This is a genomic window from Rhizobium sp. NZLR1b (assembly GCF_019685155.1).
Lineage (GTDB): Bacteria > Pseudomonadota > Alphaproteobacteria > Rhizobiales > Rhizobiaceae > Rhizobium.
Genome location: NZ_JABDWC010000020.1, coordinates 98,624 through 120,617 on the forward strand (window position 1 = coordinate 98,624; position 21,994 = coordinate 120,617).

General features: G+C 61.8%; 22 protein-coding genes. 7 read left to right on the forward strand and 15 right to left on the reverse strand.

Features of this window, described 5'->3' with window-relative positions:
• Window positions 1-29 precede the first annotated feature (29 nt).
• A complete protein-coding gene (locus tag HJB84_RS24645) occupies window positions 30-2,489 on the reverse strand; it encodes a glycosyl hydrolase 2 galactose-binding domain-containing protein (RefSeq protein ID WP_221117161.1) in 2,460 nt (819 codons plus the stop codon).
• A 69-nt stretch (window positions 2,490-2,558) separates the two neighbouring features.
• On the opposite strand from HJB84_RS24645, the gene HJB84_RS24650 reads away from it, so the two are divergent.
• Window positions 2,559-2,711 carry a hypothetical protein gene (locus HJB84_RS24650; protein ID WP_207580776.1) on the forward strand — a complete coding sequence of 51 codons (153 nt, stop codon included), beginning with the start codon at window positions 2,559-2,561 and terminating at the stop codon, window positions 2,709-2,711.
• 83 nt (window positions 2,712-2,794) lie between these two features.
• Here the strand turns inward: HJB84_RS24650 and HJB84_RS24655 are convergent, their stop codons facing one another.
• The 4 genes from HJB84_RS24655 to HJB84_RS24670 form a co-directional block, all read right to left on the reverse strand.
• Window positions 2,795-3,901: an ABC transporter ATP-binding protein gene (locus HJB84_RS24655; RefSeq protein ID WP_207580777.1), complete on the reverse strand. Its 1,107-nt coding sequence runs from the start codon at window positions 3,899-3,901 to the stop codon at window positions 2,795-2,797.
• Window positions 3,902-3,905: 4 nt separating this feature from the next.
• On the reverse strand, window positions 3,906-4,850 hold the full coding sequence (locus HJB84_RS24660; RefSeq protein WP_207580778.1) for a carbohydrate ABC transporter permease: 945 nt from the start codon (window positions 4,848-4,850) through the stop codon (window positions 3,906-3,908).
• Window positions 4,843-5,748, reverse strand: a complete 906-nt coding sequence (locus HJB84_RS24665; protein WP_007629571.1) for a carbohydrate ABC transporter permease — start codon at window positions 5,746-5,748, stop codon at window positions 4,843-4,845. Before HJB84_RS24665 ends, HJB84_RS24660 begins: the two co-directional genes overlap by 8 nt.
• A gap of 177 nt (window positions 5,749-5,925) precedes the next feature.
• The gene (locus HJB84_RS24670; RefSeq protein WP_207580779.1) at window positions 5,926-7,161 is read right to left on the reverse strand and encodes an ABC transporter substrate-binding protein; all 1,236 of its coding nucleotides are present in this window, start codon (window positions 7,159-7,161) and stop codon (window positions 5,926-5,928) included.
• 453 nt (window positions 7,162-7,614) lie between these two features.
• On the opposite strand from HJB84_RS24670, the gene HJB84_RS24675 reads away from it, so the two are divergent.
• From HJB84_RS24675 to HJB84_RS24685, 3 genes are all read left to right on the forward strand, one after another.
• Entirely contained in the window at window positions 7,615-8,658 is a 1,044-nt protein-coding gene (locus HJB84_RS24675) for a LacI family transcriptional regulator (protein WP_221117162.1), read from the forward strand.
• A 198-nt stretch (window positions 8,659-8,856) separates the two neighbouring features.
• Complete coding sequence (locus tag HJB84_RS24680; RefSeq protein WP_207580781.1) at window positions 8,857-9,471, forward strand: C39 family peptidase; 615 nt, start codon at window positions 8,857-8,859, stop codon at window positions 9,469-9,471.
• A gap of 33 nt (window positions 9,472-9,504) precedes the next feature.
• The gene (locus HJB84_RS24685; RefSeq protein WP_221117163.1) at window positions 9,505-10,581 is read left to right on the forward strand and encodes a D-alanine--D-alanine ligase family protein; all 1,077 of its coding nucleotides are present in this window, start codon (window positions 9,505-9,507) and stop codon (window positions 10,579-10,581) included.
• A 36-nt stretch (window positions 10,582-10,617) separates the two neighbouring features.
• Here HJB84_RS24685 and HJB84_RS24690 read toward each other — a convergent pair whose 3' ends face one another.
• The 4 genes from HJB84_RS24690 to gndA form a co-directional block, all read right to left on the reverse strand.
• A complete protein-coding gene (locus HJB84_RS24690; RefSeq protein WP_207580783.1) occupies window positions 10,618-11,235 on the reverse strand; it encodes a class I SAM-dependent methyltransferase in 618 nt (205 codons plus the stop codon).
• Window positions 11,236-11,331: 96 nt separating this feature from the next.
• Window positions 11,332-11,823: a GNAT family N-acetyltransferase gene (locus HJB84_RS24695; protein WP_221117164.1), complete on the reverse strand. Its 492-nt coding sequence runs from the start codon at window positions 11,821-11,823 to the stop codon at window positions 11,332-11,334.
• Between the two features lie 52 nt (window positions 11,824-11,875).
• Complete coding sequence (locus tag HJB84_RS24700) at window positions 11,876-12,370, reverse strand: GNAT family N-acetyltransferase (RefSeq protein ID WP_221117174.1); 495 nt, start codon at window positions 12,368-12,370, stop codon at window positions 11,876-11,878.
• 219 nt (window positions 12,371-12,589) lie between these two features.
• Entirely contained in the window at window positions 12,590-14,041 is a 1,452-nt protein-coding gene (gndA, locus tag HJB84_RS24705) for an NADP-dependent phosphogluconate dehydrogenase (RefSeq protein WP_207580785.1), read from the reverse strand.
• 205 nt (window positions 14,042-14,246) lie between these two features.
• Here gndA and HJB84_RS24710 point away from each other — a divergent pair, with 205 nt between their 5' ends.
• The 3 genes from HJB84_RS24710 (at window position 14,247) to HJB84_RS24720 (ending at window position 15,867) form a co-directional block, all read left to right on the forward strand.
• Window positions 14,247-15,038 carry a helix-turn-helix domain-containing protein gene (locus tag HJB84_RS24710; RefSeq protein ID WP_207580786.1) on the forward strand — a complete coding sequence of 264 codons (792 nt, stop codon included), beginning with the start codon at window positions 14,247-14,249 and terminating at the stop codon, window positions 15,036-15,038.
• Between the two features lie 70 nt (window positions 15,039-15,108).
• Window positions 15,109-15,507 carry an SRPBCC family protein gene (locus tag HJB84_RS24715; RefSeq protein WP_164012302.1) on the forward strand — a complete coding sequence of 133 codons (399 nt, stop codon included), beginning with the start codon at window positions 15,109-15,111 and terminating at the stop codon, window positions 15,505-15,507.
• Window positions 15,508-15,867 carry a VOC family protein gene (locus HJB84_RS24720; RefSeq protein WP_207580787.1) on the forward strand — a complete coding sequence of 120 codons (360 nt, stop codon included), beginning with the start codon at window positions 15,508-15,510 and terminating at the stop codon, window positions 15,865-15,867.
• 32 nt (window positions 15,868-15,899) lie between these two features.
• Here the strand turns inward: HJB84_RS24720 and HJB84_RS24725 are convergent, their stop codons facing one another.
• The 6 genes from HJB84_RS24725 to HJB84_RS24750 all read right to left on the reverse strand — a co-directional run bounded on the left by HJB84_RS24725 (window position 15,900) and on the right by HJB84_RS24750 (window position 21,937).
• Entirely contained in the window at window positions 15,900-16,616 is a 717-nt protein-coding gene (locus HJB84_RS24725; RefSeq protein ID WP_221117175.1) for a PAS domain-containing protein, read from the reverse strand.
• Window positions 16,617-16,924: 308 nt separating this feature from the next.
• On the reverse strand, window positions 16,925-17,860 hold the full coding sequence (locus HJB84_RS24730) for a lipid A biosynthesis lauroyl acyltransferase (protein ID WP_221117165.1): 936 nt from the start codon (window positions 17,858-17,860) through the stop codon (window positions 16,925-16,927).
• A gap of 7 nt (window positions 17,861-17,867) precedes the next feature.
• Window positions 17,868-18,896 carry a zinc-binding dehydrogenase gene (locus HJB84_RS24735; RefSeq protein WP_207580789.1) on the reverse strand — a complete coding sequence of 343 codons (1,029 nt, stop codon included), beginning with the start codon at window positions 18,894-18,896 and terminating at the stop codon, window positions 17,868-17,870.
• A gap of 57 nt (window positions 18,897-18,953) precedes the next feature.
• Window positions 18,954-20,240, reverse strand: coding sequence for a beta-ketoacyl-ACP synthase (locus HJB84_RS24740; RefSeq protein ID WP_207580790.1), 1,287 nt, complete (start codon window positions 20,238-20,240; stop codon window positions 18,954-18,956).
• Window positions 20,241-20,252: 12 nt separating this feature from the next.
• Window positions 20,253-21,458 (reverse strand): beta-ketoacyl-ACP synthase, encoded by a 1,206-nt coding sequence (locus tag HJB84_RS24745; protein WP_221117166.1) that lies wholly within the window; start codon window positions 21,456-21,458, stop codon window positions 20,253-20,255.
• On the reverse strand, window positions 21,455-21,937 hold the full coding sequence (locus HJB84_RS24750; protein WP_049731880.1) for a 3-hydroxyacyl-ACP dehydratase FabZ family protein: 483 nt from the start codon (window positions 21,935-21,937) through the stop codon (window positions 21,455-21,457). Before HJB84_RS24750 ends, HJB84_RS24745 begins: the two co-directional genes overlap by 4 nt.
• Window positions 21,938-21,994 lie beyond the last annotated feature (57 nt).

Sequence of the window (21,994 nt, forward strand, 5' to 3'; positions counted from 1 at the left end):
CTTGGGCCTCGTGCCCATTCTTGCAAAGATCAATCCGCCGACTGGCAGGAATGCAGGTCATAGAACCGGAACTCCGGAAGCGCGCCGCGATCGAGCGGCCGTGCCGGAGTAAAGGTGATGCAGCGGCTTTCGCCGGCCGCAAGATCGAAGGCGTTGTCGGAATATTTGCCGTCCGTCTCGGTCTCGATCATCACGAAGAGCGCAAGCCCCCTCGCGGTGACATTGATATCGATCGCGCCGCTCTCCTCGACATATTCGTGGGTAACGGTCAGGCCCGAAGGCTCCAATTCCAATGCCTTATAGGTGCCGTGGATATAGTGCCCCTCGCCGCCCATGCCGTTCGACGCGGTGAAATTCCAGGCCAACAGCGTGCCCTCGGGAATATCGGCGATGTCGACGCTCGCCGCCGTCACTGCCGCATCCGGCGAGCACATGGCCTGCACGTCCTTGAGATGCCGACGCTCGCCCTTCATCGTCAGGATCGAGATCGAAAGATCGACGTTGACATCGGCAAGCGTGTCGTTGACCAGCGAGAAGCGGATCGTCTTTCCGTCGTCGGAAGGAATGGCGGCGACCGCGACCGGCTGGAAGAAGCGCTTGACGAGATAATGCATCGCCTTCCAGCGGCCGCCATAGTCGAGGCTCGACCACGAGGCGACCGGCCAGGTGTCGTTCAGCTGCCAGTAGATCGTACCCATGCAATGGGGTTTGAGCGACCGCCAGTATTCCACCGCCGTCTTGATCGCCAGCCCCTGCTGGATCTGCGAGAGATAGACGAAGTTCGGAAAATCCTTGGGGAAGCGGAAATAGCGGAACATCGTGCCGGCGATGCGCTCGTTGCCGCCAGCATTCTTCTGGTGCAGCTCCATGACCGGGGAAGCGACGTTCATGTCCTTCTCCTCGGCATAGGTCTTGATGACGGGCAGTGAGGTATAGGACTGGAAGCCGAATTCCGAGCAGAAGCGCGGGCGCACCGAACGATAATTGTCGAACGACTTGTTCTCGTGCCAGACCGACCAGTAATGCATGTCGCCGGAGCCGTCCGCATGCCAAGCATCGCCGAAATCGAGATAACCCGAAGCCGGGCTCGACGGCCACCAGAGCGCCCCGGGCAGCGCCTTTTTCACCGCCTGCTCGATCGTGCGGTTGAGCCGGTCGTAGGAGACGAGATAGCGGTCGCGGTCCTTGCGGGACTCTTCGAACCAGGTGAGTGCCCCGACCAGCTCGTTGTCGCCGCACCAAAGCACGATCGAAGGATGCGAGGAGAGCCGCCGCACCTGGTAACCGACCTCGATCGTCACATTGTCGAGGAAGTCTTCGGTCGAAGGGTAAAGGTTGCAGGCGAACATGAAGTCCTGCCAGACCATCAGGCCCAGCCGGTCGCAGAGATCGTAGAAATGATCCTGCTCGTAGAAGCCACCACCCCAGACGCGGATCATGTTCATGTTGGCGGCCTTGGCCGATTGCAGCAGGTCCTCGGTCTTTCCAGGCGAAGAGAGCGAAAACAGCGCGTCTGCCGGAATCCAGTTGGCGCCGCGGCAGAAGATTTCGCGGCCGTTGACCTTGAAGGCGAAGCGGCTGCCTGATGCATCCGGCGTGGTGATCAGCTCGATGGTGCGAAGACCGATCTGCTTCGTCACCTCATCGGTCGGCAATTCGACGGACAGCCTGTAGAGCGCCTGGTCGCCGCTGCCCGATGGCCACCATAGGCGCGGATTGTCGATATGAAAGAGATGGTTGACATGGGTCTCGCCATGGACCCCGACATCGAGCCGCACCCGCTCGCCGTCGAGATCGAAATAGACCTGGGCAACGCTTGGCCCCTTGGAAAACAGCGTCGCCGTCACCGTCAAATCGACTGAACCATCGAAATTATGGGTTTGGCGGGTGACCACATGCTCGATGCGCGCGGTCTCGAGTTTTTTCAGCGCGATCATGCCGTAGAGGCCGAACGGCGCGATGGCGATATTCCAGTCCCAGCCGAAATGGCATTGCGGCTTGCGCAGCATATTGCCGTCTGGAATCGGTGAATTGCCGGTACTGTAGGGAATGTAGAAGGGCTGCTTCTTCTGCCGCTCGGCCCCGATGGCGATGTTGGAGGCAAAGACGATGCGGATCGAGTTGTCGCCTGATTTCAGCATGCTGGAGACATCGGGCCGGTAGCGGCGGAAGCTGTTGTCGGCTTCCAGCGCCAGAAAGCCATTGACGTAGACGCTGGCGACCGTGTCGAGATAATCGATATCGAGATACCAGTCGCCGTCGACCTCCGGAAGCGTGAAGCTGCGCACGACCGCCCATTCGCGCTCGGCAACCCACTGCACCTTTTCCTCGTTGCGGCCGAAATAGGGGTCGGGGATCAGGCTTGCGCGGTGGAGCGCTGTGTGCACGTCGCCCGGCAGCATGATTGCGGTGCGAATTTCGCCGTCGACGGAGGCGAGCTGCCACGAACCGGAAAGATCGATGTTGGAGGTGGTCGATTGTTGCGTCACGATATCGTTTCCGAATTACGTTTTTGAAATGGACCGCGCATGGTCGCCGTCCGGTAATTGTCGTTCGTCATGACCCTTCCATCCGCCCCGCGCTCCGTCATTCTCGGGCTTGACCCGAGCATCCACACGGCATCCATCGGCAGTTGCGGCATGGATCCTCGGGTCAAGCCCGAGAATGACGAAGAGCGGAGCAAGCATCTTGCCAAGCTTGCCCCCGCCTGAGGAAGGGTTGAGCATCGGTCGAATTCATACAAACAGCCTTGCAGCAAGCAGGCGACACCATCCGGCCCCGCCCGCAAAAATCTCTAAAGTCGCAACTCGTTCTCGGCATCGAAGACCGAGGCGACCGTCATGTCGAAGTTCAGTTTCACCTTGGCTCCGACGTTGAAGCGGCGCGCGCCGTTGACCCGTACCGACATCGTGTGACCGGCATGTTTCAGCCACAGAAGGTTGTCCGCGCCCATCGGCTCCTCGATATCGACAGTGGCGTCATGTTCTTCGCCGCCGGCATTCTCGTTGACCTTGATGTGCTCGGGGCGAACGCCGAGCACCACCTTGCGGCCGGGTTGCAGCGTCTCGCTGGCGTCGTAGGCAGCGAGCGAGAAAATGACGCCGTTGGCAGAAAAGGCAATGCCGTCGCCTGTGCTGACCAACTCGCCGTGCAGGAAGTTCATCGACGGCGAGCCGATGAAGCCGGCGACGAAGAGATTGCGTGGTTTGTTGTAGATCGTCGTCGGATCGTCGAGTTGCTGGATGATACCGCTCTTCATGATGGCGATACGGTCGGCGAGCGTCAGCGCCTCGATCTGGTCGTGCGTCACGTAGATCATCGTGTTCTTCAGCGACTGGTGCAGGCGCTTGATTTCGACGCGCAATTCCGAGCGCAGCTTGGCGTCGAGGTTGGACAGCGGCTCGTCGAACAGGAAGACGTCGACATCGCGAACCAGCGCCCGGCCGATCGCCACGCGCTGGCGCTGGCCGCCGGAAAGCTCGGCCGGCTTGCGCTTCAAGAGCGGCTGAATCTGCAGGATCTCGGAGGCACGCGCCACGCGCTTGTCGATCTCGGCCTGCGGCACCTTGGCGACGCGAAGGCCGAAGGAGAGGTTCTTTTCAACCGTCATCTGCGGATAAAGCGCATAGGACTGGAAGACCATGCCGATGCCGCGGTCCTTCGGCTCTTCCCAGGTGACGTTTTTGCCTTTGATGAAGATCTGCCCTTCCGAGGCGTCGAGCAGGCCGGCAATGCAGTTCAGCAAGGTCGACTTGCCGCAGCCGGACGAACCGAGCAGCACCAGGAATTCGCCGTCGTTGATGTCGAGGTTCAGGTCCTTGAGGACGCTGACCGAGCCGAAATTCAGCGACAGATCCCTGATGGAGACACTTGAGTTGGAGACACTTGAATTCATGTTCATGGGATCAACCCTTCACTGCGCCGGCGGCGATGCCACGGACGAAAAGCCGTCCCGACACGAAATAGACGATCAACGGCACGAGACCCGTCAGGATCGTCGCGGCCATGTTGACGTTGTATTCCTTCACGCCCTGGACGGAATTGACGATGTTGTTGAGCTGCACGGTCATCGGATAGGTATCCGGCCGGGTGAAGACCACACCGAACAGGAAGTCGTTCCAGATACCGGTCACCTGCAAGATCATAGCGACGACGAAGATCGGCAGCGACATCGGCACCATGATCTTCAGGAAGATCTGCCAGAAACCCGCGCCGTCGACGCGTGCCGCCTTGAACAGCTCTTCCGGCAAGGACACGAAATAATTGCGAAACAGCAGCGTCAGGATCGGCATGCCGAAGATCGAATGCACGATGACGAGGCCGCTCAGCGTGCCGTAAAGGCCGATTTCGCGAAGGATGATGACGATCGGATAGATCATCACCTGATAGGGAATGAACGCCCCGACGATGAGGATCGAGAAGAACAGCTCGGACCCCTTGAAGCGCCAGTTTGCCAATGCATAGCCGTTCACCGAGGCGATGGCGATCGAGATGATGACCGACGGCACCGTGATGCGCACCGAATTCCAGAACCCGCGCGACAGTCCATCGCAATTGAGCCCGGTGCAGGCCTCCGCCCAGGCCTTCACCCAAGGTTCGAAGGTGATCTCCATCGGCGGCGAGAAAATGTTGCCGAGGCGGATTTCCGGCATGCCCTTCAGCGAAGTCACGACCATCACGTAGAGCGGCAGCAGATAATAGAGTGCCGCAACAGTCAGCGTGCCGTAGAGCATGATGTTGCGCGACGACAGCGCCCGGCGCGGCTTAGCGCCGCTCGGACCTTCGCCGAGTCTCGGTGCAACGGCGTCGATGCCAGCGGCAACGGTATTGAGAGTTCCTGTATCAGCCACGCTTGCGCCCTCCTCCGAATTCCAAATAGGCCCACGGGACGATAATGATCGCGACCGTCACCAGCATCATCGTCGAGGCGGCGAAGCCCTGCCCCAGGTTCTGTGCCTGGAACATGTAGTCGTAGACATATTTCGCTGGCACTTCCGAGGAGATGCCGGGACCGCCAGATGTCTGGGCGACGACAAGATCGTAGACCTTGACGATACCGGAAGCGATGATGACGATCGTCGTGATGAAGACCGGCCGCATCATCGGAATGACGATGAAGAGATAGGTCTTCCACATCGGAATGCCGTCGACGCGCGCCGCTTTCCAGATGTCCTCGTCGATGCCGCGCAAGCCGGCAAGCATCAGGCACATGACCAGACCCGTTCCCTGCCATAGCGCCGCGATCAGGATGCCGTAGATGACAATTTCGGGCGTATAGAGCGGATTGAAGGTGAAGCTCGTCCAGCCGAGCGAACGCACAACCGACTGAATGCCGAAATCGGGATTCAGAATCCACTGCCAGACGAGGCCCGTCACGATGAAGGACAGCGCGAAGGGGTAGAGGAAGATGGTGCGGAACGTATTTTCGAAACGGATCTTCTGATCCATCAGCGCAGCAAGCAGGAAACCGATGACCAGGCTGAAGATCAGCGAAAGAACGCCGTAGAGAGCCAGATTCTCGATCGCCGTTACCCAGCGCGGTGCGGCCCAAAGCCGCTCATACTGATCAATGCCGACGAAGCTCAATCGCGGAAGGAGCTTCGAATTCGTGAAGGAATAAAAGACGGTCCAGAGCGTGCCGCCGACAAAAATCACCAGCGCTGTCAGGATCATCGGAATGGACGCAATCTTGGCATTCAGATTGCGCAGTAACTTGATTGGCCGGCCTGCTTGCGCTTGACCTGTCATGAACACTTCTCCTCAAATCGCAACTGCGACCGGTGACAGAACAAGCCTGGCCCGTCTGCCCATCCCTGCCCCCGGGATTTGCCGGGGATGCCGGAAAGACGCCGCCAGCCGAACATCAGTCCGGGGACACGATCCGGCTCTTGAGAAGCCGGATCGCAAAGGCGGCGAATCTAGCGATCAATCAGCCGAAGCGATGATCCCAGCAAAACGCTTCTGAGCGTCCTCAGGCGTCATCGACGGATTGGCGAAGAATTCGGAGAAGAGGTCTTCCTTCTGCTTCTGGCTGTCTGCCGAAAGCAACTGGTCGGTGCCCTCGATCACGTTGCCCTTGGCCAGGATTTCGAGACCCTTCTTCATGCAATCGTTGGCGGCGGCGAGATCGACGTCGCCGCGAACCGGCAGCGAACCCTTCTTCAGGTTGAAGGCAACCTGGGTCTTGGGATCGAGCAAGGTCTTGGCAAGCACGGCCTGCGCCTTGGACTTTTCGGCGTCCTTCAGCAGCGGGAAATAGAAGGCGTCGCCGCCGGTCGAGATGATCTCGTTGACGCCGAGGCCCGGCAGGCAGGTATAATCGGTACCGGCCTTCTGACCGGCGAGCGCGAATTCACCCTGCGCCCAGTCGCCCATGATCTGACCGCCGGCCTTGCCTGTGATGACGAGGTTGGTGGCCTGGTTCCAGTCCTGGACGTTGCTGCCTTTGGCCATGCGCCGCGCATCGTCGGCCGCCTTGAAGACCTTGGCGATTTCAGGACCGGCAGCAACCTTCGCGTCCTTGTCCTTGAAGACCTTGTTGAAGGTATCCTTGCCGGCAACCGCAACCATCAGCACGTCGAACGCGCCTGTCGCCTGCCACGGCTGACCGCCGACGGCGAGCGGAATGATGCCGGCCTTTTCGAGAGCCGGAGCGGAAGCGACGAACTCGTCCCAGTTCTTCGGAACCTCGACGCCGGCCTTCTTGAAGGCGGCATTCGAAAGCCACAGCCACTGCCAGGAGTGGATGTTGACGGGCGCGCAATAGATCTTGCCGTCGATGGTGCAGGAATCGAGCAGGCTCGCCGGACGGATGATGTCCTTCCAGTGCTCTGCGGTCGCCACGTCGGTCAGGTCGCGCATCAGGCCGGCCTGGACGAGTTCCTCAGCCTGGCGGCCATGGTTGAACTGCGTGGCGCCCATCGGGTCGCCGCCGGTGATGCGGCTGATCATGATCGGACGGGCAGTGCCGCCGGAACCGGCGATTGCGCCGTCGACCCAGTGGTTGCCGGTGGCGTCGAATGCCTTAGCCAGCTCGGCGACGGCGGCCGATTCGCCACCTGATGTCCACCAATGCGTGACTTCGAGATCGGTGGCGTTGGCGGCTCCGAACGGAAGCGCGACCGAAGCGGCAAGCATTGCTGCCATAATACGGATTTTCATGAGTTTTCCTCCCTCACTGAAACGTTGCCGGAAAAACTTAGATCAATCGATTTCAGCACGCAACCGTCCGCCTGCAAATTTTTCCACGACAGGCGGAATTGCTACTTGTGCCTGTTTCTGGTCGGACGGTCATTAGCTTAAAGCCGGCATCTTGTCATGCGCCCTCGGAATCGAGCAGTCAGATTATCACAATGAAAACACAGAGAAAATTTTGCCAATCGGTTTTTCTTTCGCCTTATTCCTTTCGCAAGCGCAAAAAAACAAAGCTTGAGCGACGGATTCAACCTATGCGTACAATGCTGCAAAGCACACAAGAAAAAGCCCTCGACATTTCTACTGTATCGTTACAGATTGCATTCCTTAGGGAGGCGCGATTTTGGCAGGCGGCGGGCTTACGGCGCTTGAAAAAGCCTCTATAAGCGACACCAATTCGCGCGAGGCAGGCCTACAGGGATGGAAAACAAGGGAAATTTCGGGCAAGCGGTATCGACGCCGACGGCGCGCGAGCGCCCGACGTTGAAGACGATCGCCTTCATGACCGGTCTCGGCGTGACGACGGTATCGCGCGCCCTGAAGGATGCGCCTGACATCGGAGGGGAGACCAAGGAGCGGGTGCGCATGGTCGCCCGCCAACTCGGCTACCAGCCGAACAGGGCCGGTGTGCGCCTGCGCACTGGCAAGACCAACGTCATCGCCCTCGTCCTCAGCATTGATGAAGAGATCATGGGCTTTTCGAGCCAGATGGTCTTCGGCATTTCCGAGGTCCTGTCCGGCACACCCTATCATATCGTTGTCACGCCGCATTCCCACAGCAAGGATCCGATGCTGCCGGTGCGCTACATCCTCGATACCGGTTCGGCCGACGGCGTCATCATCTCGCGCATCGAGCCGGACGATCCGCGCGTGCGTCTGCTGACCGAGCGCGGCATGCCCTTCGCCACGCATGGGCGCACCGATGCGGGTCTCACCCACCCCTTCCACGATTTCAACAACGAAGCCTTCGCCCACCAGGCGGTGGAACGGCTCGTCAAGCGCGGCCGACGCCGCATCGCCCTGTTGCAGCCGCCAAGCAAGCTCACCTATTACGCCCACATCCGCATCGGCTTCCAGACCGGCCTGCACGATTACGGCGCCGAGGAAGTGCCGCTGCGTATCAACAGCGATGCGCCGCTTGCCGATATCCGCGACGTCGTCGAAGTGATGATGCGCTCGGAAAACGCCCCTGACGGCATCGTCTGTTCGGCCGGCAGCGCGGCGATTGCCGTCAATGCCGGCATCGAGGCTGCCGGCAAGGCGCTCGGCCGCGATCTCGACATGGTGTCGAAGCAATCGGTGCCGATCCTGAACTGGATCCGCCCCGAGATCATCACTGTACAGGAAGACGTGCGCCAGGCTGGCCGCGAAATGGCCAAAGCCGTCATCGCCCGCATCGACGGCGTCGAACCGGAACTGCTGCAGAGCATCAGCCAGCCGATCTGGCCGGAAAGCGGGAAATAGCACGGATTGAGAAGCGCGACCCGTCGGACTTCCCGGCTGACGCCGGAAAACTCATCTTCGGCGGTCCAAATCGGTTCCAGCCGCGCAATGATCTCAGCTCTCCCACGGACTTCACCGCGCTGATCGCAAGCGCGGCATCGCCTCGAAAAAAGCCAAGATTGCCTGCCATCTCACCAGCGTGTCAGGGAGATCGACAGAATGCAGCCGAGCGGCGTGCCCTATTTCAGCCAATGGGAAACACCTGGCATGACGCTGCCGGTGCTTGCTGAGGGATCGCAGGCCCTGTTGCGTGATCCGCTCTGGCGCCGTTCGGGCGCCGGCACGATCGAGGAATATGCGCGCTGGGCGGTCAATGTCTGCGGCATGGCCTGCCTGAAGATGATGCTTGCCGCCCGCGGCGAGATCCATCCGACCCTCGAGCTTGCCCGCGCCTGCACGGCCTATGGCGGTTATGTCGTCAACGAGATCGATGCCTCGATCAAGGGGCTGATCTACGCACCCTTCGTCCGCTTCGCCGCTGACCGATTCGCGCTGAGTGCGGAGACGATGACAGGCGTCGAGACACCGGCCATTCCGGAGCTTCTATCGAAACGGCGCTTCTTCATCGCCTCGGTGCATTCGGGCATCCGCTGGCCGGAGCGTCAGCCACCATCGAAGGGCGGCCATCTGGTGCTGGTGACGTCAGCAAGCGACGAGACGATCCGCTTCCACAACCCGTCCGGCCATGACGAGGCGAGCCAGGCCGATGTGACGCTGCCGCTCGCCCTCTTCGACTGCTTCTTCGCCAATCGCGGCATATCTGTCGACGCCTGACCTTTTCAACACCAGATCGCTTCGGAGGCTTGCATGACCCCTTCCCCAAACAGGCTGCGCATCGCCGTGCTCTTCGGCGGCCGCTCGGCCGAGCATGAGGTTTCCATCCTTTCGGCAACCAACGTCATGGGCGCGCTCAAGCCCGAAAAATATGACGCCATCCCCGTTTTCATCACCCGGGAGGGACAATGGCTGATGAGCAATTTCGAGGGCGGCATACTAGCGACACCGTCATCAGGCGTCGAAATCTGCCTCGTTCCGGGCGGAAAGGGCCGGATGCTGGCAATCCCGGCCCATGGGGCGCCGCATGAATTGCCGGGGATCGACATCCTGTTTCCCGTGCTGCACGGCCTGCATGGCGAAGACGGATCGGTGCAGGGTCTGGCGGAGGTGGCGCGCGTTCCACTCGCCGGCTGCGGCATCCTCGGCTCGGCCGCAGCGCTAGACAAGGACATCGCCAAGCGTCTGCTGAAGGCGGCGGGTCTGCCGGTGGCGCGCGCGGTGGCGATCCGGGAGGACGCGGCTCCATCGCTTGCCGCGCTCGAAGGCGAATTGGGCCTGCCGCTGTTCATCAAGCCGGCGCGGCAGGGATCGTCGGTCGGCGTCGCCAAGGTTCATGCCAGCCAAGAATTCGCGGGCGCTCTTGCCGAGGCCTTCCGCCACGATCGGATACTGCTCGCCGAGGAGTTCGTTGCCGGCCGCGAGATCGAATTCAGCGTGCTGGAGGATGCGGCAGGCGAACTCTTCGTCTCCCGGCCGGGCGAGATCGTGCCGGCCGAAAGCCACGGCTTCTACAGCTACGAAGCCAAATATATCGACGAGAAGGGCGCGGCGCTGAAAGTCCCGGCCGAACTGCCTGAGGATGTCGAGGCTGCCATGCGCGACATGGCCGCAAGGGCCTTCCGGGCGGTCGGCTGCGACGGCATGGCCCGCGTCGACTTTTTCCTGACGGACGACATGCAGTTCCTCGTCAATGAGATCAACACCATCCCCGGCTTTACCAATATCAGCATGTATTCCAAGGCGATGGCGGCAAGCGGCGTCGGCTACGCCGAGATCATCGAGAGGCTCATCGATCACGGCCTGGCGCGCGCCGGTCGGGCTGCCTGACACAGCGCCGGACGCCAGCTATAGGCCAGTCAGAGCTCAGCGCCTGCGAAAGACGCACCACTGGAACGACTGCCAGCGGCCGCCGGGTGTCGTGTGCTCCTCGCGCCAGTCGCGCTGAGGCGCGAAGGCAGACGAGAATTCACCCGCAAGCGCGGCCGCGTCGTAACGTTGGACCGGCAAACCACTGCACCGTTCCGGCCCGTCCGGTGCGAAGGTGGCGATGATCACGGCGCTGCCCGACGCCGTGCCGATTTCGAGCGCGTGGCGATAAGCCAGCCGCTGCTCGGGCTCGGTGAGGAAGTGAAAGACGGCGCGGTCGTGCCACACGTCGTACTGGCGCTCCGGTCTCCATGCGGTGACATCATCAATCACCCAGGCGACGCGGGCGGTCTCGTCCCCCAGCCGTGCCTTGGCGAGGTCGAGCGCCGGCGCGGCGATATCGAGAACGGTGAGATCGGACCATCCGCGCTCGACAAGCCGGTCGACAAGGCTCGATGCACCGCCGCCCACATCGATCAGCGAGGCCGAAACCGGCAACCGCAACTCGTCAAGCGCCCGCAAGGAAGGCTCGGGCGTCGGCTGATACCAGCTGACGCTGTCGGCAGCTTTGGTGCGGTAGACCTCGTCCCAGTGCTCCCGCTTCGTCTCCGTCATCAGGCATCCCCATTGTCTTGCGGCACCGCTTGCTAACCGATCAACATGTAAGAACGGAGACGTCTGCCGCCAAGCGCCGTTCCTATGACCATTTTCTCAGGACGCGAGATGACGATAAACGAGGTCCGCGGGATCAGTCCGGGGTGCAGTCAGATCGAGACGCCCGCCCAGCCGCTCCGTAACGGCAATCGAAGCGGCATTGCCGGGAGCGATATAGCTGACGAGCGACGGCAGACCCAGGCTTGCAAAGGCCCAGTCCCGTAACGCCAGGGCCGCTTCGGTCGCATAGCCTCTGCCCTCATAGCCCTCATAGACGAACCATCCCAGTTCCCTTTCCGGAAAGAGCGGCCCATGATTGATCCCGACCTGCCCGACGCATTCGCCGGGCTCGGCAACGTCGATCATCAGCGCCCCGTGCCCGAAAAGCTGCCAGAGCGCCACGTCGTGACAGAACATTCCCCAGGCCGCGCGCAGATCAAACGGCCCGCCCATTCCAACCGATCGCGGCGAGGCCATCAGCCGCGCATAGGCGGCGAAATCGTCCCTGTCGGGCATGCGGAGCCTAAGACGCTCGGTCTGGATGATCATCACGCCCGTTTAGACATGTTGTCGCCGTCTGCTGGAAGTTGGAGCGGAGCCGCTAGCCTTCAAACGCCGCAGAAAATTGAAGCGTCCCGCACGGCGCCGGCCCGCGAAGGACAATCCACTGCACCAGCCGCCTATCGACATCGAGATAGCGTAGTTGCCCGTCGCTGCTGAATCCGGCGCGGCTATAGATGTCGGGATTGCCGATCAGCGCGCACCCGCTGGCGGCCATCTCCTCCAGCAATTCCAGTCCTCTGGCGATCAGCGCCTTGCCGATGCCCTGCCGCTGTCTCTCCGGCTTGACCGATATCGGGCCCAGTCCGAACCATCCCGCATGCCCACCGTCGATTGTCACCGGCGAAAACGCGACATGCCCCAGAATCTCGCCTTCTTCTTCAGCAACCAGCGATATCGTCAGATCGCCTGCCGCGCGAAGCCTCCGAACAATCTCCGCCTCCGTGCCGTCGCTGTAAGGCGTCGACTTAGAGGCAATCGATGTCAGATCGTGGATCGCACCGATATCCGCCAGCGTTTCATATCGGATAAGCATCTCGGTCAATTCCTCATCCTGATCGCTCGCAGATTCTATGCAAGGAAAGTCGAAGGCCAGCAAGCCGGGTTCGTCCAGCGGCAGTTGCGCCAAGACCTGCCCTTCCGGGTTCAGCACCGCCGTCGGCCTCTTTCGGACGGCTCGCCGCCGGAGCGGCTCAAACCACGAAAAAGCCCGGCGCGACGGCCGGGCTCTTCGTTGATGTCGTCTCAGCAAACCTTAGAAAGTCGAGGCACCGCTGCCCCAGGGGCCGTGGTGGAAATCCTTGCCATCCAGGCGGTCGAAGCCGTGGGCGCCGAAGAAATCGCGCTGGGCCTGGATGAGGTTGGCGGTTCCCCTGCCCTGGCGATAGGCGTCGAAATAGGTGAGTGCCGAGGACAGCGCCGGCACCGGCAGGCCTGCCGAAATGGCAGCTGTGACGACACGGCGCAGCGCCGGGATCGATTCCTTGACCATGTCGGAGAAGGCCGGCGTGACGATCAGGTTTGCTGCGTCGGGCGCCTTGGTGAAGGCCGAGGTGATCTCATCGAGGAACTGCGAGCGGATGATGCAGCCGGCGCGCCAGATCCTGGCAATCGTCGGCATCGGCAGCGACCAGTTGAACTCGCGCGACGCTTCCGCCATTACCGCGAAGCCCTGCGCATAGGCGCCGATCTTGGCGGCAAACAGCGCCAGCTCCAGATCCTTGTTGAGCTCGGGGCCGTAAGCGATCGGGAAGGATACCGCCTGCTTGCCGAAGATCTTTTCGGCGGCTTCGCGCTGCGACTTCATCGAGGAGAGGCTGCGGGCAGCGACTGCGGCTTCGATCGCCGTCGCCGGAATGCCCATGTTCTGCGCCTCGATCGCCGACCACTTGCCGGTGCCCTTCTGACCAGCCTTGTCGAGGATCATGTCGACCATCGGCCCGCCGGAAACCGGATCGGTGGCGGCAAGCACCTTCTCGGAAATCTCGATCAGGTAGGAGTTCAGGCGGCCCTTGTTCCACTCGCCGAAGATGCCGGAGATGTCGGAGGCAGTCTTGCCGAGGCCGTCGCGCAGGATGCCGTAGATTTCGGCGATCATCTGCATATCGGCGTATTCGATACCGTTATGGATGGTCTTGACGAAATGGCCGGCGCCGTCATTGCCGAGCCAGGCGACACAGGGCTCGTCATTGTAGCGGGCGGCGATCGAGGTCAGCACCTTCTCGACGCGCGTCCAGGATTCCTCCGTGCCGCCGACCATGATCGACGGGCCGTGGCGCGCACCTTCCTCGCCGCCGGAAACACCCATGCCGATGAAGGTCAGATCGGTATTCTTCAAGCGGTCGAAGCGGGCGACGGTGTCGCGGAAATTGGCGTTGCCGGCATCGATCATGATGTCGCCCTTGGACAGATGCGGGCGCAGCAACTCCATCTGTTGGTCAACGGGATCGCCCGCCTTGATCATGATGATGATCGGGCGCGGCGGCCGGATCGCATCGACGAACTCTTCGATGGTCTTGCACGGAATGATCTGTTTTTTCAGATCGCCGGCGCTTTCGTAGAATTCGTCGGTTTTCTCAGGCGTACGGTTGAAGACCGCAATTTTATTGCCTTTCTCGGCGATGTTGAGCGCCAGGTTGGAGCCCATGACCGCAAGACCGATCAGTCCAATTTCTGCCTTTTCCACGACAAACCTCCGATGTGTCATTTGGACCGGTGTTGTGGCACTGTCTCGGTCAAACGGCAAGTCTCGCAAGGGTCTAATCGGTTCGCAAAAGCCAATGAAATGAAGCTTGCAATATCCCGGCTTGTCCGACAACCGCTTGCGCCGGCTCATCGGCAACCAAGTTTTCTCGCGCCCTGCCCTTGATGCCCTATCTGATGGTATCATCCACATTTCGGGAGATATCGCGTTGGTCTCGGAAAAACGAAAAGATACGGCTCTGCTCGCGGCCCGCGCCGGCCGCTACCGCGAATGTGCGCCACCGCCGCCGCTGCGGCGCCATTTCAGCCGGCTCTGGTCGCATGCGTTCCATGACGGACCACCGGCAATGGTGGCGATCGTGCCGGACGGTTATTGCGATCTCCTTTGGATCGATGGCCGGCTGGTTGTCGCCGGTCCCGACAGGACAGCGGCCTTTCCCGTCCTCCGGCCTGGCGCGACGGTCATCGGCGCACGTTTTGCGCCGGGCGCCGCGGCACCGTGGTTGAAGACGCCGCTTTCGGCGCTTGTCGGCTGCTCGGTGCCTCTTGCTGACATCGGCCGGAAGGACGCGGCCGAATTCGAGGCGCGGCTTGGCGAATGTCGCGATCCTTCGGTCGCCATGGCGCTGTTTGGCCGCTTGCTGGAAGAGGCCATCCGCGATGAGGACGAACCTGCCCGGGATGCCGCCATTATCTTCACCGCCGCCGACAGCGGTCGCCCGGCATCCGGTCTGTTTGGCCGGCTTGGCATGAGCGAAAGGCAGTTACGCCGCCGCTGCCACCATCATTTCGGCTATGGCGCGAAGACGCTGGAACGGATCCGCCGATTCCAGCGTTTCCTCGACTTCTGCCGCAGCTCGGACACGATGCCGCTTGCCAGCCTCGCACTCGAAGCGGGCTTTGCCGATCAGGCCCACATGACGCGCGAGGTCGGCGAGTTCTCTAGCCTGACACCCGCCGTCGTTCTCGGCCAGCTCAGCATCTCGAAAAGGCCAAGCTGACCGTTTTGTTCAAGACGCCGCGGATCGGCCTGTTATTACAGCCAGACCAAATGCCAAGGACCTGCAAGCCATGTCGACGATGCCTGCGAAAATCATCCACCAATCGATCGAGCGCGACTGGCGCGACGTCTATGATTTCGCCGGCAAGCCGGAGAACATGCCGCTCTGGGCCTCCGGACTTGCGAGCGGCCTCGTGCCAAACGGCGCCGACTGGATTGCCCATGGCGCGCTGGGCACCGTCAAGGTGAGCTTCGTGCCCACCAATGAATTCGGCGTGATCGACCACACGGTGACGATCGAATCTGGCCTCAGGGTCTATAATGCGCTGCGCATCGTGCCGAACGGCGATGGCTGCGAGGTCATGTTTACGCTGTTGCGCCTGCCCGGCATGACCGATGCGCAGTTTTCAGCCGATGCCGCCCATGTCGAGAAGGATCTCGCCATGCTTAAAGCCCTGATGGAGAGATAGATGGCCGAGAAGTCAGAAAACCACGATCGCCGCATCGATTATGTCGAATTCAACGTCGCCGACATCGCCGCCGCCAAAGCCTTCTACGGCTCGGCCTTCGGCTGGCGTTTCACCGACTACGGCCCGAACTACTGCGAATTCGACGATGGCCGGCTGAAAGGCGGCTTCACCGATTACGGACCCGTGCGGCCGGGCGGCCCGCTTGTTGTCGTCTATGCCAGGGATCTCGAAGACGTGCTGACGTCGGTCGAGAGGGCTGGCGGCACGATCGTCCGGCCGATCACCGATTTTCCCGGCGGCCGCCGCTTCCACTTCCTCGACCGCGACGGGTATGAACTCGCCGTCTGGGCGACGGCCTGAAGGCGGCTGGCTGGTCGTGGGCAGCCGATGGATCAGCCAGCTGGCCGCTGCCGATCGATATCCTCCATGACGAGCAGCGCGCCGATCACCGTACCACCCGCATCGCGCAACGGCGACATGCGACAGCGCACCTGCCCCGATCCGGCACCGCCGCCCGGGCACTCATAGGCATAGTCGACCTGCTCACCGGCAAAGCAGGCGTCGAGCTTGTATTTGGCGCACGCGGCAAACAGCTCCTCTCCGATGAATTCGGAAAGGTGCCGTCCGATGAGTTCCATCGGCTTCTTGTCGAGATCGGCGCAGTTGGCTGGATTGGAATAGAGGTAGCGGTAATCCCGTGTCAGCACCGCGACGCGGTCCGGCAGGGTTTCGAGGATCGCAGCATTGAGAAACTGACCGTTGTCGGTATCCGGCACATAGGCTGCCGGCGGCTCGATACGCACGTCCTGCGGCGAAGGCACGCGCCAGTCTGGGCCATGTGTGCCGAAATAGCGGTCGAGCAGATAGGAAAGCACCGTCGTGTGCTCGGTGACGCTGGCGCTGTCGTCGGCGTCCTGGCTAATCAAGTGGCTCACAAACTGCAGTTGCATGTAGACTTCGAGCAGATTGACCGCCCGATGGGCGAGGATGGCCTCGACCAGCGGTTCGACATGCCGGTCGAGCGCCGTGACGCGCTGATCGTCGCCCACCCGTATGGCATCCTCGATCTGCGTGCAACGCAAGGAAAAAGCTCGAAAAAGCTCCAGCAAAACGCCTCCCATCCCACTGTCCCAAGAGACGAGTCCGAAACCTCACGGCGCATCATCTCCACTGCATAATTCTATCCTTAAATCGGAATCGATTTAAAAATAAAGTATACAGCAATTCAAAGTACTACAGCGTCCTTTGCGCGTCCAAAAGTCGCGCGGCGCTGTAGAATGCGCCCTACGGTAAATATTATTCGCGTCTTGGTGGTGACGGGTAACATGAAGTGCCCTCAGTTTCAATCCGAGAGCACCTGCCGCTTTTCACCGCTCATAAATGAGGGTGGACGTTTCTGCAGCATGATGCCGAAAGTCTAGGAGCTGAGCGTCTGCTTGATCTGCCAGCGGTCGTGATACCAAAGCCACTGCTCCGGGTATTCCCGCACCCAGCTTTCCACCTTGTCGTTGAGCAACTGGGCGGCCGCCGGCAGGTCGAGAGTGCCTCTGGCGTCGCGCGGCATGTCCAGCCGCGGCTCGATTTCCAGCCGATAGCGATTACCGGGCAGACGGATGCAACGCGCCGGATAGACCTCGCAGTCGAACTGGCGCACCAGCTTCGGCAGCAGCGGATTGGTCTTGACCTCGCGCCCGAAGAAGATCCCCTTCAGCCCCTTGCGGAATTTCTGATCGACTAGCACGCCCACGCCTTGGCCTGCTTCCAGCTGACGGGCGAGCGCGAAGGAGGAGCCGGCATGCGAGGGCACCAGCTTGCCCATACGCGCGCTCCTGAAATCGAAGACCTTCTTGGCGATATAGGGATTGTTCGGCGGCCGGAAGAGCACGGTCACATGAAGTCCGAAGGCGGCCCCCGCCACCGGCAGCAGCTCAAAATTGGCGGTATGGCCGGTAAAGACGATGAAGGGGCGCGGATTGTCGCGCAGATCGAGGAAGATCGGGATGCCCGACACCTCCACTCTGCCCGGCTCCGGTTTTTCGGGGTCATAGTCGAACAGCTGGTCGAGAAAGACGTATTCGGCCGCAAGCCGGCCCATATTGCCCCAGCTTGCCAGCGCGATCTCTTCGATCTCGGCCTCGCTCTTCTCAGGAAAGGCGTTGCGCAGATTGGTCAGCATCAGTCTGTGGCGGCTGGTCAGCCGGCCGAGGCGGCGCATCGTCCTGTCGGCGAAGCGGATCGCGCCATCGGCCGGAAACAGCTTCAGGAAATTCAGGAAGCCGAACATCACCTGCGCCACCAGCCACTGCTGGAAGTGCCTGAGCGCCAGGACGATCCGGGTGATGAACAGCTTCACTTGGGGCTCAATCCATCTTCAGGATGATCTTGCCGAAGATCTGGCGCGATTCCATCCGCTCGAGCGCCCGGTCGATATCGCTGAAGCTGACCTCGGTGTCGATGACGGGATGCACGAGCCCGCGGCCCATCTTCTGCATCGCATTCGCCATGTTCTCCATGCGGCAGCCGAACGAGCCGAAGAGCTTCAATTGCTGCTGGAACAGCATCATCAGGTTCATCTCTGTGGAAACACCCGAGGTCGAGCCGCAAGTGACGAGGCGCCCACCGCGCTTCATGCAGAGCATCGAGCCTGCCCAGGTGTCCTTGCCGACATGTTCGAAGACGACGTCGACGCCCTTCTTCTTGGTGAGCTTGCGCACCACGCCTTCGAAACGGTCGGTGCGATAGTTGATGACGTGATCGGCGCCGAGCGCCCTGGCCTTTTCGATCTTGTCGTCCGAACCGACCGTGGTGATGACGGTGCAGCCGATCTTCTTGGCAAGCTGGATCGCCGCCGTGCCGATGCCGGAGCCGCCGGCATGGACGAGAATGGTTTCGCCGGGTTCGAGCTTGGCATTGTCGAACAGCATGTGCTCGACCGTCCCGAAGGTGACGGGAGCAAGCGCTGCACCGATCGCATCGACGCCGGGAGGAGCCGGCACCAACAGGCGCGCGGGAAGGTTGACCTTCTCCTGCGCAAAGCCGTCGAGATGGAAGCCGTGCACGCCGGAGACATGTTCGCAGAGATTGTCGCGGCCTTCGCGGCATGGGCTGCAGAGGCCGCAGGTGCGCGCGCCGTAGATCGAGACGAGCTGGCCGGGCAGCACGTTGGCGACACCCGGGCCGATCGATTCCACGACACCGGAAGCCTCCGCACCGATGACCAGCGGCATCTTGCGCTTGGCGAAGGCCATGCCGCGCCAGCCCCAGAGATCGATATGGTTGAGTGCCACCGCCTTGACGCGCAGCGTCACCTCCCCGGCTGCAGGCGCGTCCGGTTCCGGCAGGTCGGTGATCTCAAGCTTGCGGTCATCGATCAGTTGCAAAGCGCGCATGGCAAAATCCCTCGCCTAGACGGCGTCATCTCGTCTCAAAAATGTGTCGGGAACCGCTTAAGCCGGTTCGAGCGCCATGACAAGGCTGGCATTCTGCCCGCCGAAGCCGAAGGAGTTAGAAAGCACGGCTGAAACCTGTGCTTGCCGCTTCTTGTTCGGCACGACATCGAGAACGATCGACGGATCGGGATTGGTATAGTTGATCGTCGGCGGCAACGTGCCGGTCAGCATCGTCTGCAGCGAGAACACCGCCTCGACAGCACCCGCCGCCGTCAGCGTATGACCGATCATCGACTTGTTCGACGAAACCGGGATGCCGACGATCCGTTCGCCGAAGACGGCCGACATCGCCCCATATTCCATCTTGTCATTCTCGGGCGTCGAAGTGCCATGGGCATTGATATAGCCGATGCCGCTCTCGTCGATGCCGGCATCGGCAAGCGCCGCGCGGATCGTCGCGATTGCCGGGCCGCCATCCGGCGACGACCGGGTGCGGTGAAAGCTGTCGGCCTTGTCGCCGGCGCCCTTCATGATGCCGAGCACCTTGGCGCCACGGGCGACCGCCGCTTCCAGCGATTCCAGCACCAGCGTCGCTGCACCTTCGGCGATGACGAAACCGTCGCGATCCTTGCTGAACGGCTTGGAGGCCTTGGTCGGCGGGTCGTTCTGGGTCGAAAGAGCCGACAGTAGCGAGAAGCGGATCAGCGCTTCGGCGCTCAGCGATCCGTCGGTTGCAACCGTCAGCGCTCGGGTCGTCCGGCCCTGGCGGATTGCCTCGATGCCGAGTTGGATCGCCGTGACGCCGGAGGCGCAGGCGGTCGACAGCGTGACGGGAAGACCGCGCGTGCCGAACCGGTCGGCAAGGCGCTCGGAAATCGCGCCGAACAGGGCTGCCTCATGGAAGGCCGGGTCCGGGCGCTGACGCAGCGCCGTCAGGAAACGCTCATAGGCATCACCGGGATGCTCGGAGGCCGGCGAACGGTCGGCAAGCTCGAAACGCGCGCTCCATTCCGGTTCGATCGGCGGGGCGGCAAGGAACAGCGGGCCGTTGAAATCGCCGGAAAGGCCGGCATTGGCCAGCGCCTCGATCGTCGTTTCGCGGGCGAAAGCGTAGGAGCGCTCGACGGCATTTGGTACCGGGATGCCGATAAAATCGACGGTGCCGGCGATCCGCGTCGACAATCCCTCGGTCGGAAAACGGTTGATCTCGTGAATGCCCGACGTGCCTGACGAAAGCGCTGCCCAGTTGTCGCTGAGGCCCTGACCGAGCGAGGTGATGATACCCATGCCGGTCACGGCCACGATCGGACGGCCAAGGTGATCCTTGTAAGCGGAAGCTGTCATATCTTTCACTCCTCACGCATTTGCGGAAAGAACGGCGACGCCCTCGCCGCGCTGGTGCCCGACCGCGGTCACGACGGCGGCGGTGGCGCCTGCCCGCATCGGCGCCTCATGGGCGGCGTCAAAGGGCGGAACCTTGGCCTTGCCGTCGACGGCAAGCGCCGCAAGCGCCAGACCCAGCGTGAACTGCGTCTCGATCGTATGGCCGGTGACGCCACTAAAGCCGCGGATCGCAACGTCGGGCAATTGATGTTCGAGCACCGCCCGCTCGCGGGCGGCAAGATCGTGCATGCCGGTCGAGCCGGAAAAGATCGCCGTGCTTTCGGTCGCAAGCCCCGTGGCCGGTGCCAGGAGCCGCTCCAGCCGGGCTTCGAGATTGCCGGCATTGCGGTTGCCGCGGTCGCCCTCGACCGCGTCGATCACGGCATAGATATGCGCGCCGCGAGCTTCCGCATGCTGGCGCGATTCGAGCACCAGGAAGGCGCCTGCCGAGCCGGTGATCATGCCGCCGCCGTCGCTGGGTCTGCGCGACCAGAGCGGCACCCAGTCGCCGCGCGCATGGGCGCCGATCGCTTCGGTGAGCAGGATCATGTCCGGCCGCTCCGCCGCGAAGGCGCCGCCGACCAACGCATGCGAGGATTCGCCTGATTTGATGCGATAGAAGGCAGTCTCGACGGCTGAGATTCCGGCCGCTTCCTCGCCCATGAAGGTGCGCGACGAGCCTGTGACCTTGTGCACAATCGAGATGTTGCCGGCGAGCAGGTTGGAAAGCTGGGCGAGGAACAGCGTCGGCCTCAACTCCGTCGTCAGCTTCTCGTTCAGCAGCAATTCGCGGTCGTTGCGCTTCAGGGCCTCGTCGACGATCAGTGTATCGACATTGATATCGCGCTCGCCGCCGCCGGCCGCCACGATCATATCCATCGCGCCGCAGGCCTCGAGATCGTCCTTGAAACCGGCATCGTCTAGTGCCAAGCCCGCGGCGAAGACACCGATGCGCTGCCAGTTTTCCATCTGGCGCTGATCGCCGCGCTTAGCGATCTGCTGCGACCAGTCGATCTCGGGCAGCGGATGCACCGGATAGGGCTTGAACTTCTCGGTCTCGACGATCGTCTTGGGCGCGCTTGCCGCCGAAAGCAGCGAGATATGCGCATCCTTGCCGACGCCCTGACAGGTGACGATGCCTATACCAGAGATGACGACGTCGTTTGCAGCCTTGCTCATCCAATCACTCCCTGCGCCGCGATCGCTTCGAGAAGCCCAATCTCGCCGGCACGTTTCTTCACGATATCGCCGAGCGGCACCTCGGAAAACGGCATGGTGCGAAGCTTCAGCTGCGCATCGCAGACCTTCTTGCCGGCGCTGGTGATTTTAGCCTTGGTAACGGCGAAACCCGAACCGTCGTGCTCGAGCACCGCCTCGATGTCGAGCACGGCTTCCGGTTCGACGAAAGTGCGCATCTTGGCCCCGTCGACCGTCATCAGGAAGGGCATGGCGGCGAAATTGGTCACGGCAAGCACCAGCATGCCGGAGGCCTGCGCCATGGTTTCGATCAGGAGCACGCCAGGAACCAGCGGCATACCAGGAAAGTGGCCCTCAAAGACGGGGCTCTTGGCCGGCACGACGGATCGCGCCTTCAGCGTGCCCTTCTTCAGGTCCACCGCTTCGACGCGGTCAATCATCTGGAAATATTCCAGCAGCATTCGGATCCTCCGGCCCGACAGGCCAGATCCGCCCGCCGGTGACGCCTACTTAGGAAC

Coding starts and splice junctions, on each gene's coding strand:
- HJB84_RS24740 (WP_207580790.1), bottom strand. CDS start 20,240: ATGACAGCTTCCGCTTACAAGGATCACCTTGGCCGTCCGATCGTGGCC.
- HJB84_RS24680 (WP_207580781.1), top strand. CDS start 8,857: ATGCAGCCGAGCGGCGTGCCCTATTTCAGCCAATGGGAAACACCTGGC.
- HJB84_RS24695 (WP_221117164.1), bottom strand. CDS start 11,823: ATGATCATCCAGACCGAGCGTCTTAGGCTCCGCATGCCCGACAGGGAC.
- HJB84_RS24745 (WP_221117166.1), bottom strand. CDS start 21,458: ATGAGCAAGGCTGCAAACGACGTCGTCATCTCTGGTATAGGCATCGTC.
- HJB84_RS24675 (WP_221117162.1), top strand. CDS start 7,615: ATGGAAAACAAGGGAAATTTCGGGCAAGCGGTATCGACGCCGACGGCG.
- HJB84_RS24650 (WP_207580776.1), top strand. CDS start 2,559: ATGACCCTTCCATCCGCCCCGCGCTCCGTCATTCTCGGGCTTGACCCG.
- gndA (WP_207580785.1), bottom strand. CDS start 14,041: ATGACACATCGGAGGTTTGTCGTGGAAAAGGCAGAAATTGGACTGATC.
- HJB84_RS24690 (WP_207580783.1), bottom strand. CDS start 11,235: ATGACGGAGACGAAGCGGGAGCACTGGGACGAGGTCTACCGCACCAAA.
- HJB84_RS24670 (WP_207580779.1), bottom strand. CDS start 7,161: ATGAAAATCCGTATTATGGCAGCAATGCTTGCCGCTTCGGTCGCGCTT.
- HJB84_RS24685 (WP_221117163.1), top strand. CDS start 9,505: ATGACCCCTTCCCCAAACAGGCTGCGCATCGCCGTGCTCTTCGGCGGC.
- HJB84_RS24700 (WP_221117174.1), bottom strand. CDS start 12,370: ATGCTTATCCGATATGAAACGCTGGCGGATATCGGTGCGATCCACGAT.
- HJB84_RS24735 (WP_207580789.1), bottom strand. CDS start 18,896: ATGCGCGCTTTGCAACTGATCGATGACCGCAAGCTTGAGATCACCGAC.
- HJB84_RS24715 (WP_164012302.1), top strand. CDS start 15,109: ATGTCGACGATGCCTGCGAAAATCATCCACCAATCGATCGAGCGCGAC.
- HJB84_RS24720 (WP_207580787.1), top strand. CDS start 15,508: ATGGCCGAGAAGTCAGAAAACCACGATCGCCGCATCGATTATGTCGAA.
- HJB84_RS24655 (WP_207580777.1), bottom strand. CDS start 3,901: ATGAACATGAATTCAAGTGTCTCCAACTCAAGTGTCTCCATCAGGGAT.
- HJB84_RS24665 (WP_007629571.1), bottom strand. CDS start 5,748: ATGACAGGTCAAGCGCAAGCAGGCCGGCCAATCAAGTTACTGCGCAAT.
- HJB84_RS24750 (WP_049731880.1), bottom strand. CDS start 21,937: ATGCTGCTGGAATATTTCCAGATGATTGACCGCGTCGAAGCGGTGGAC.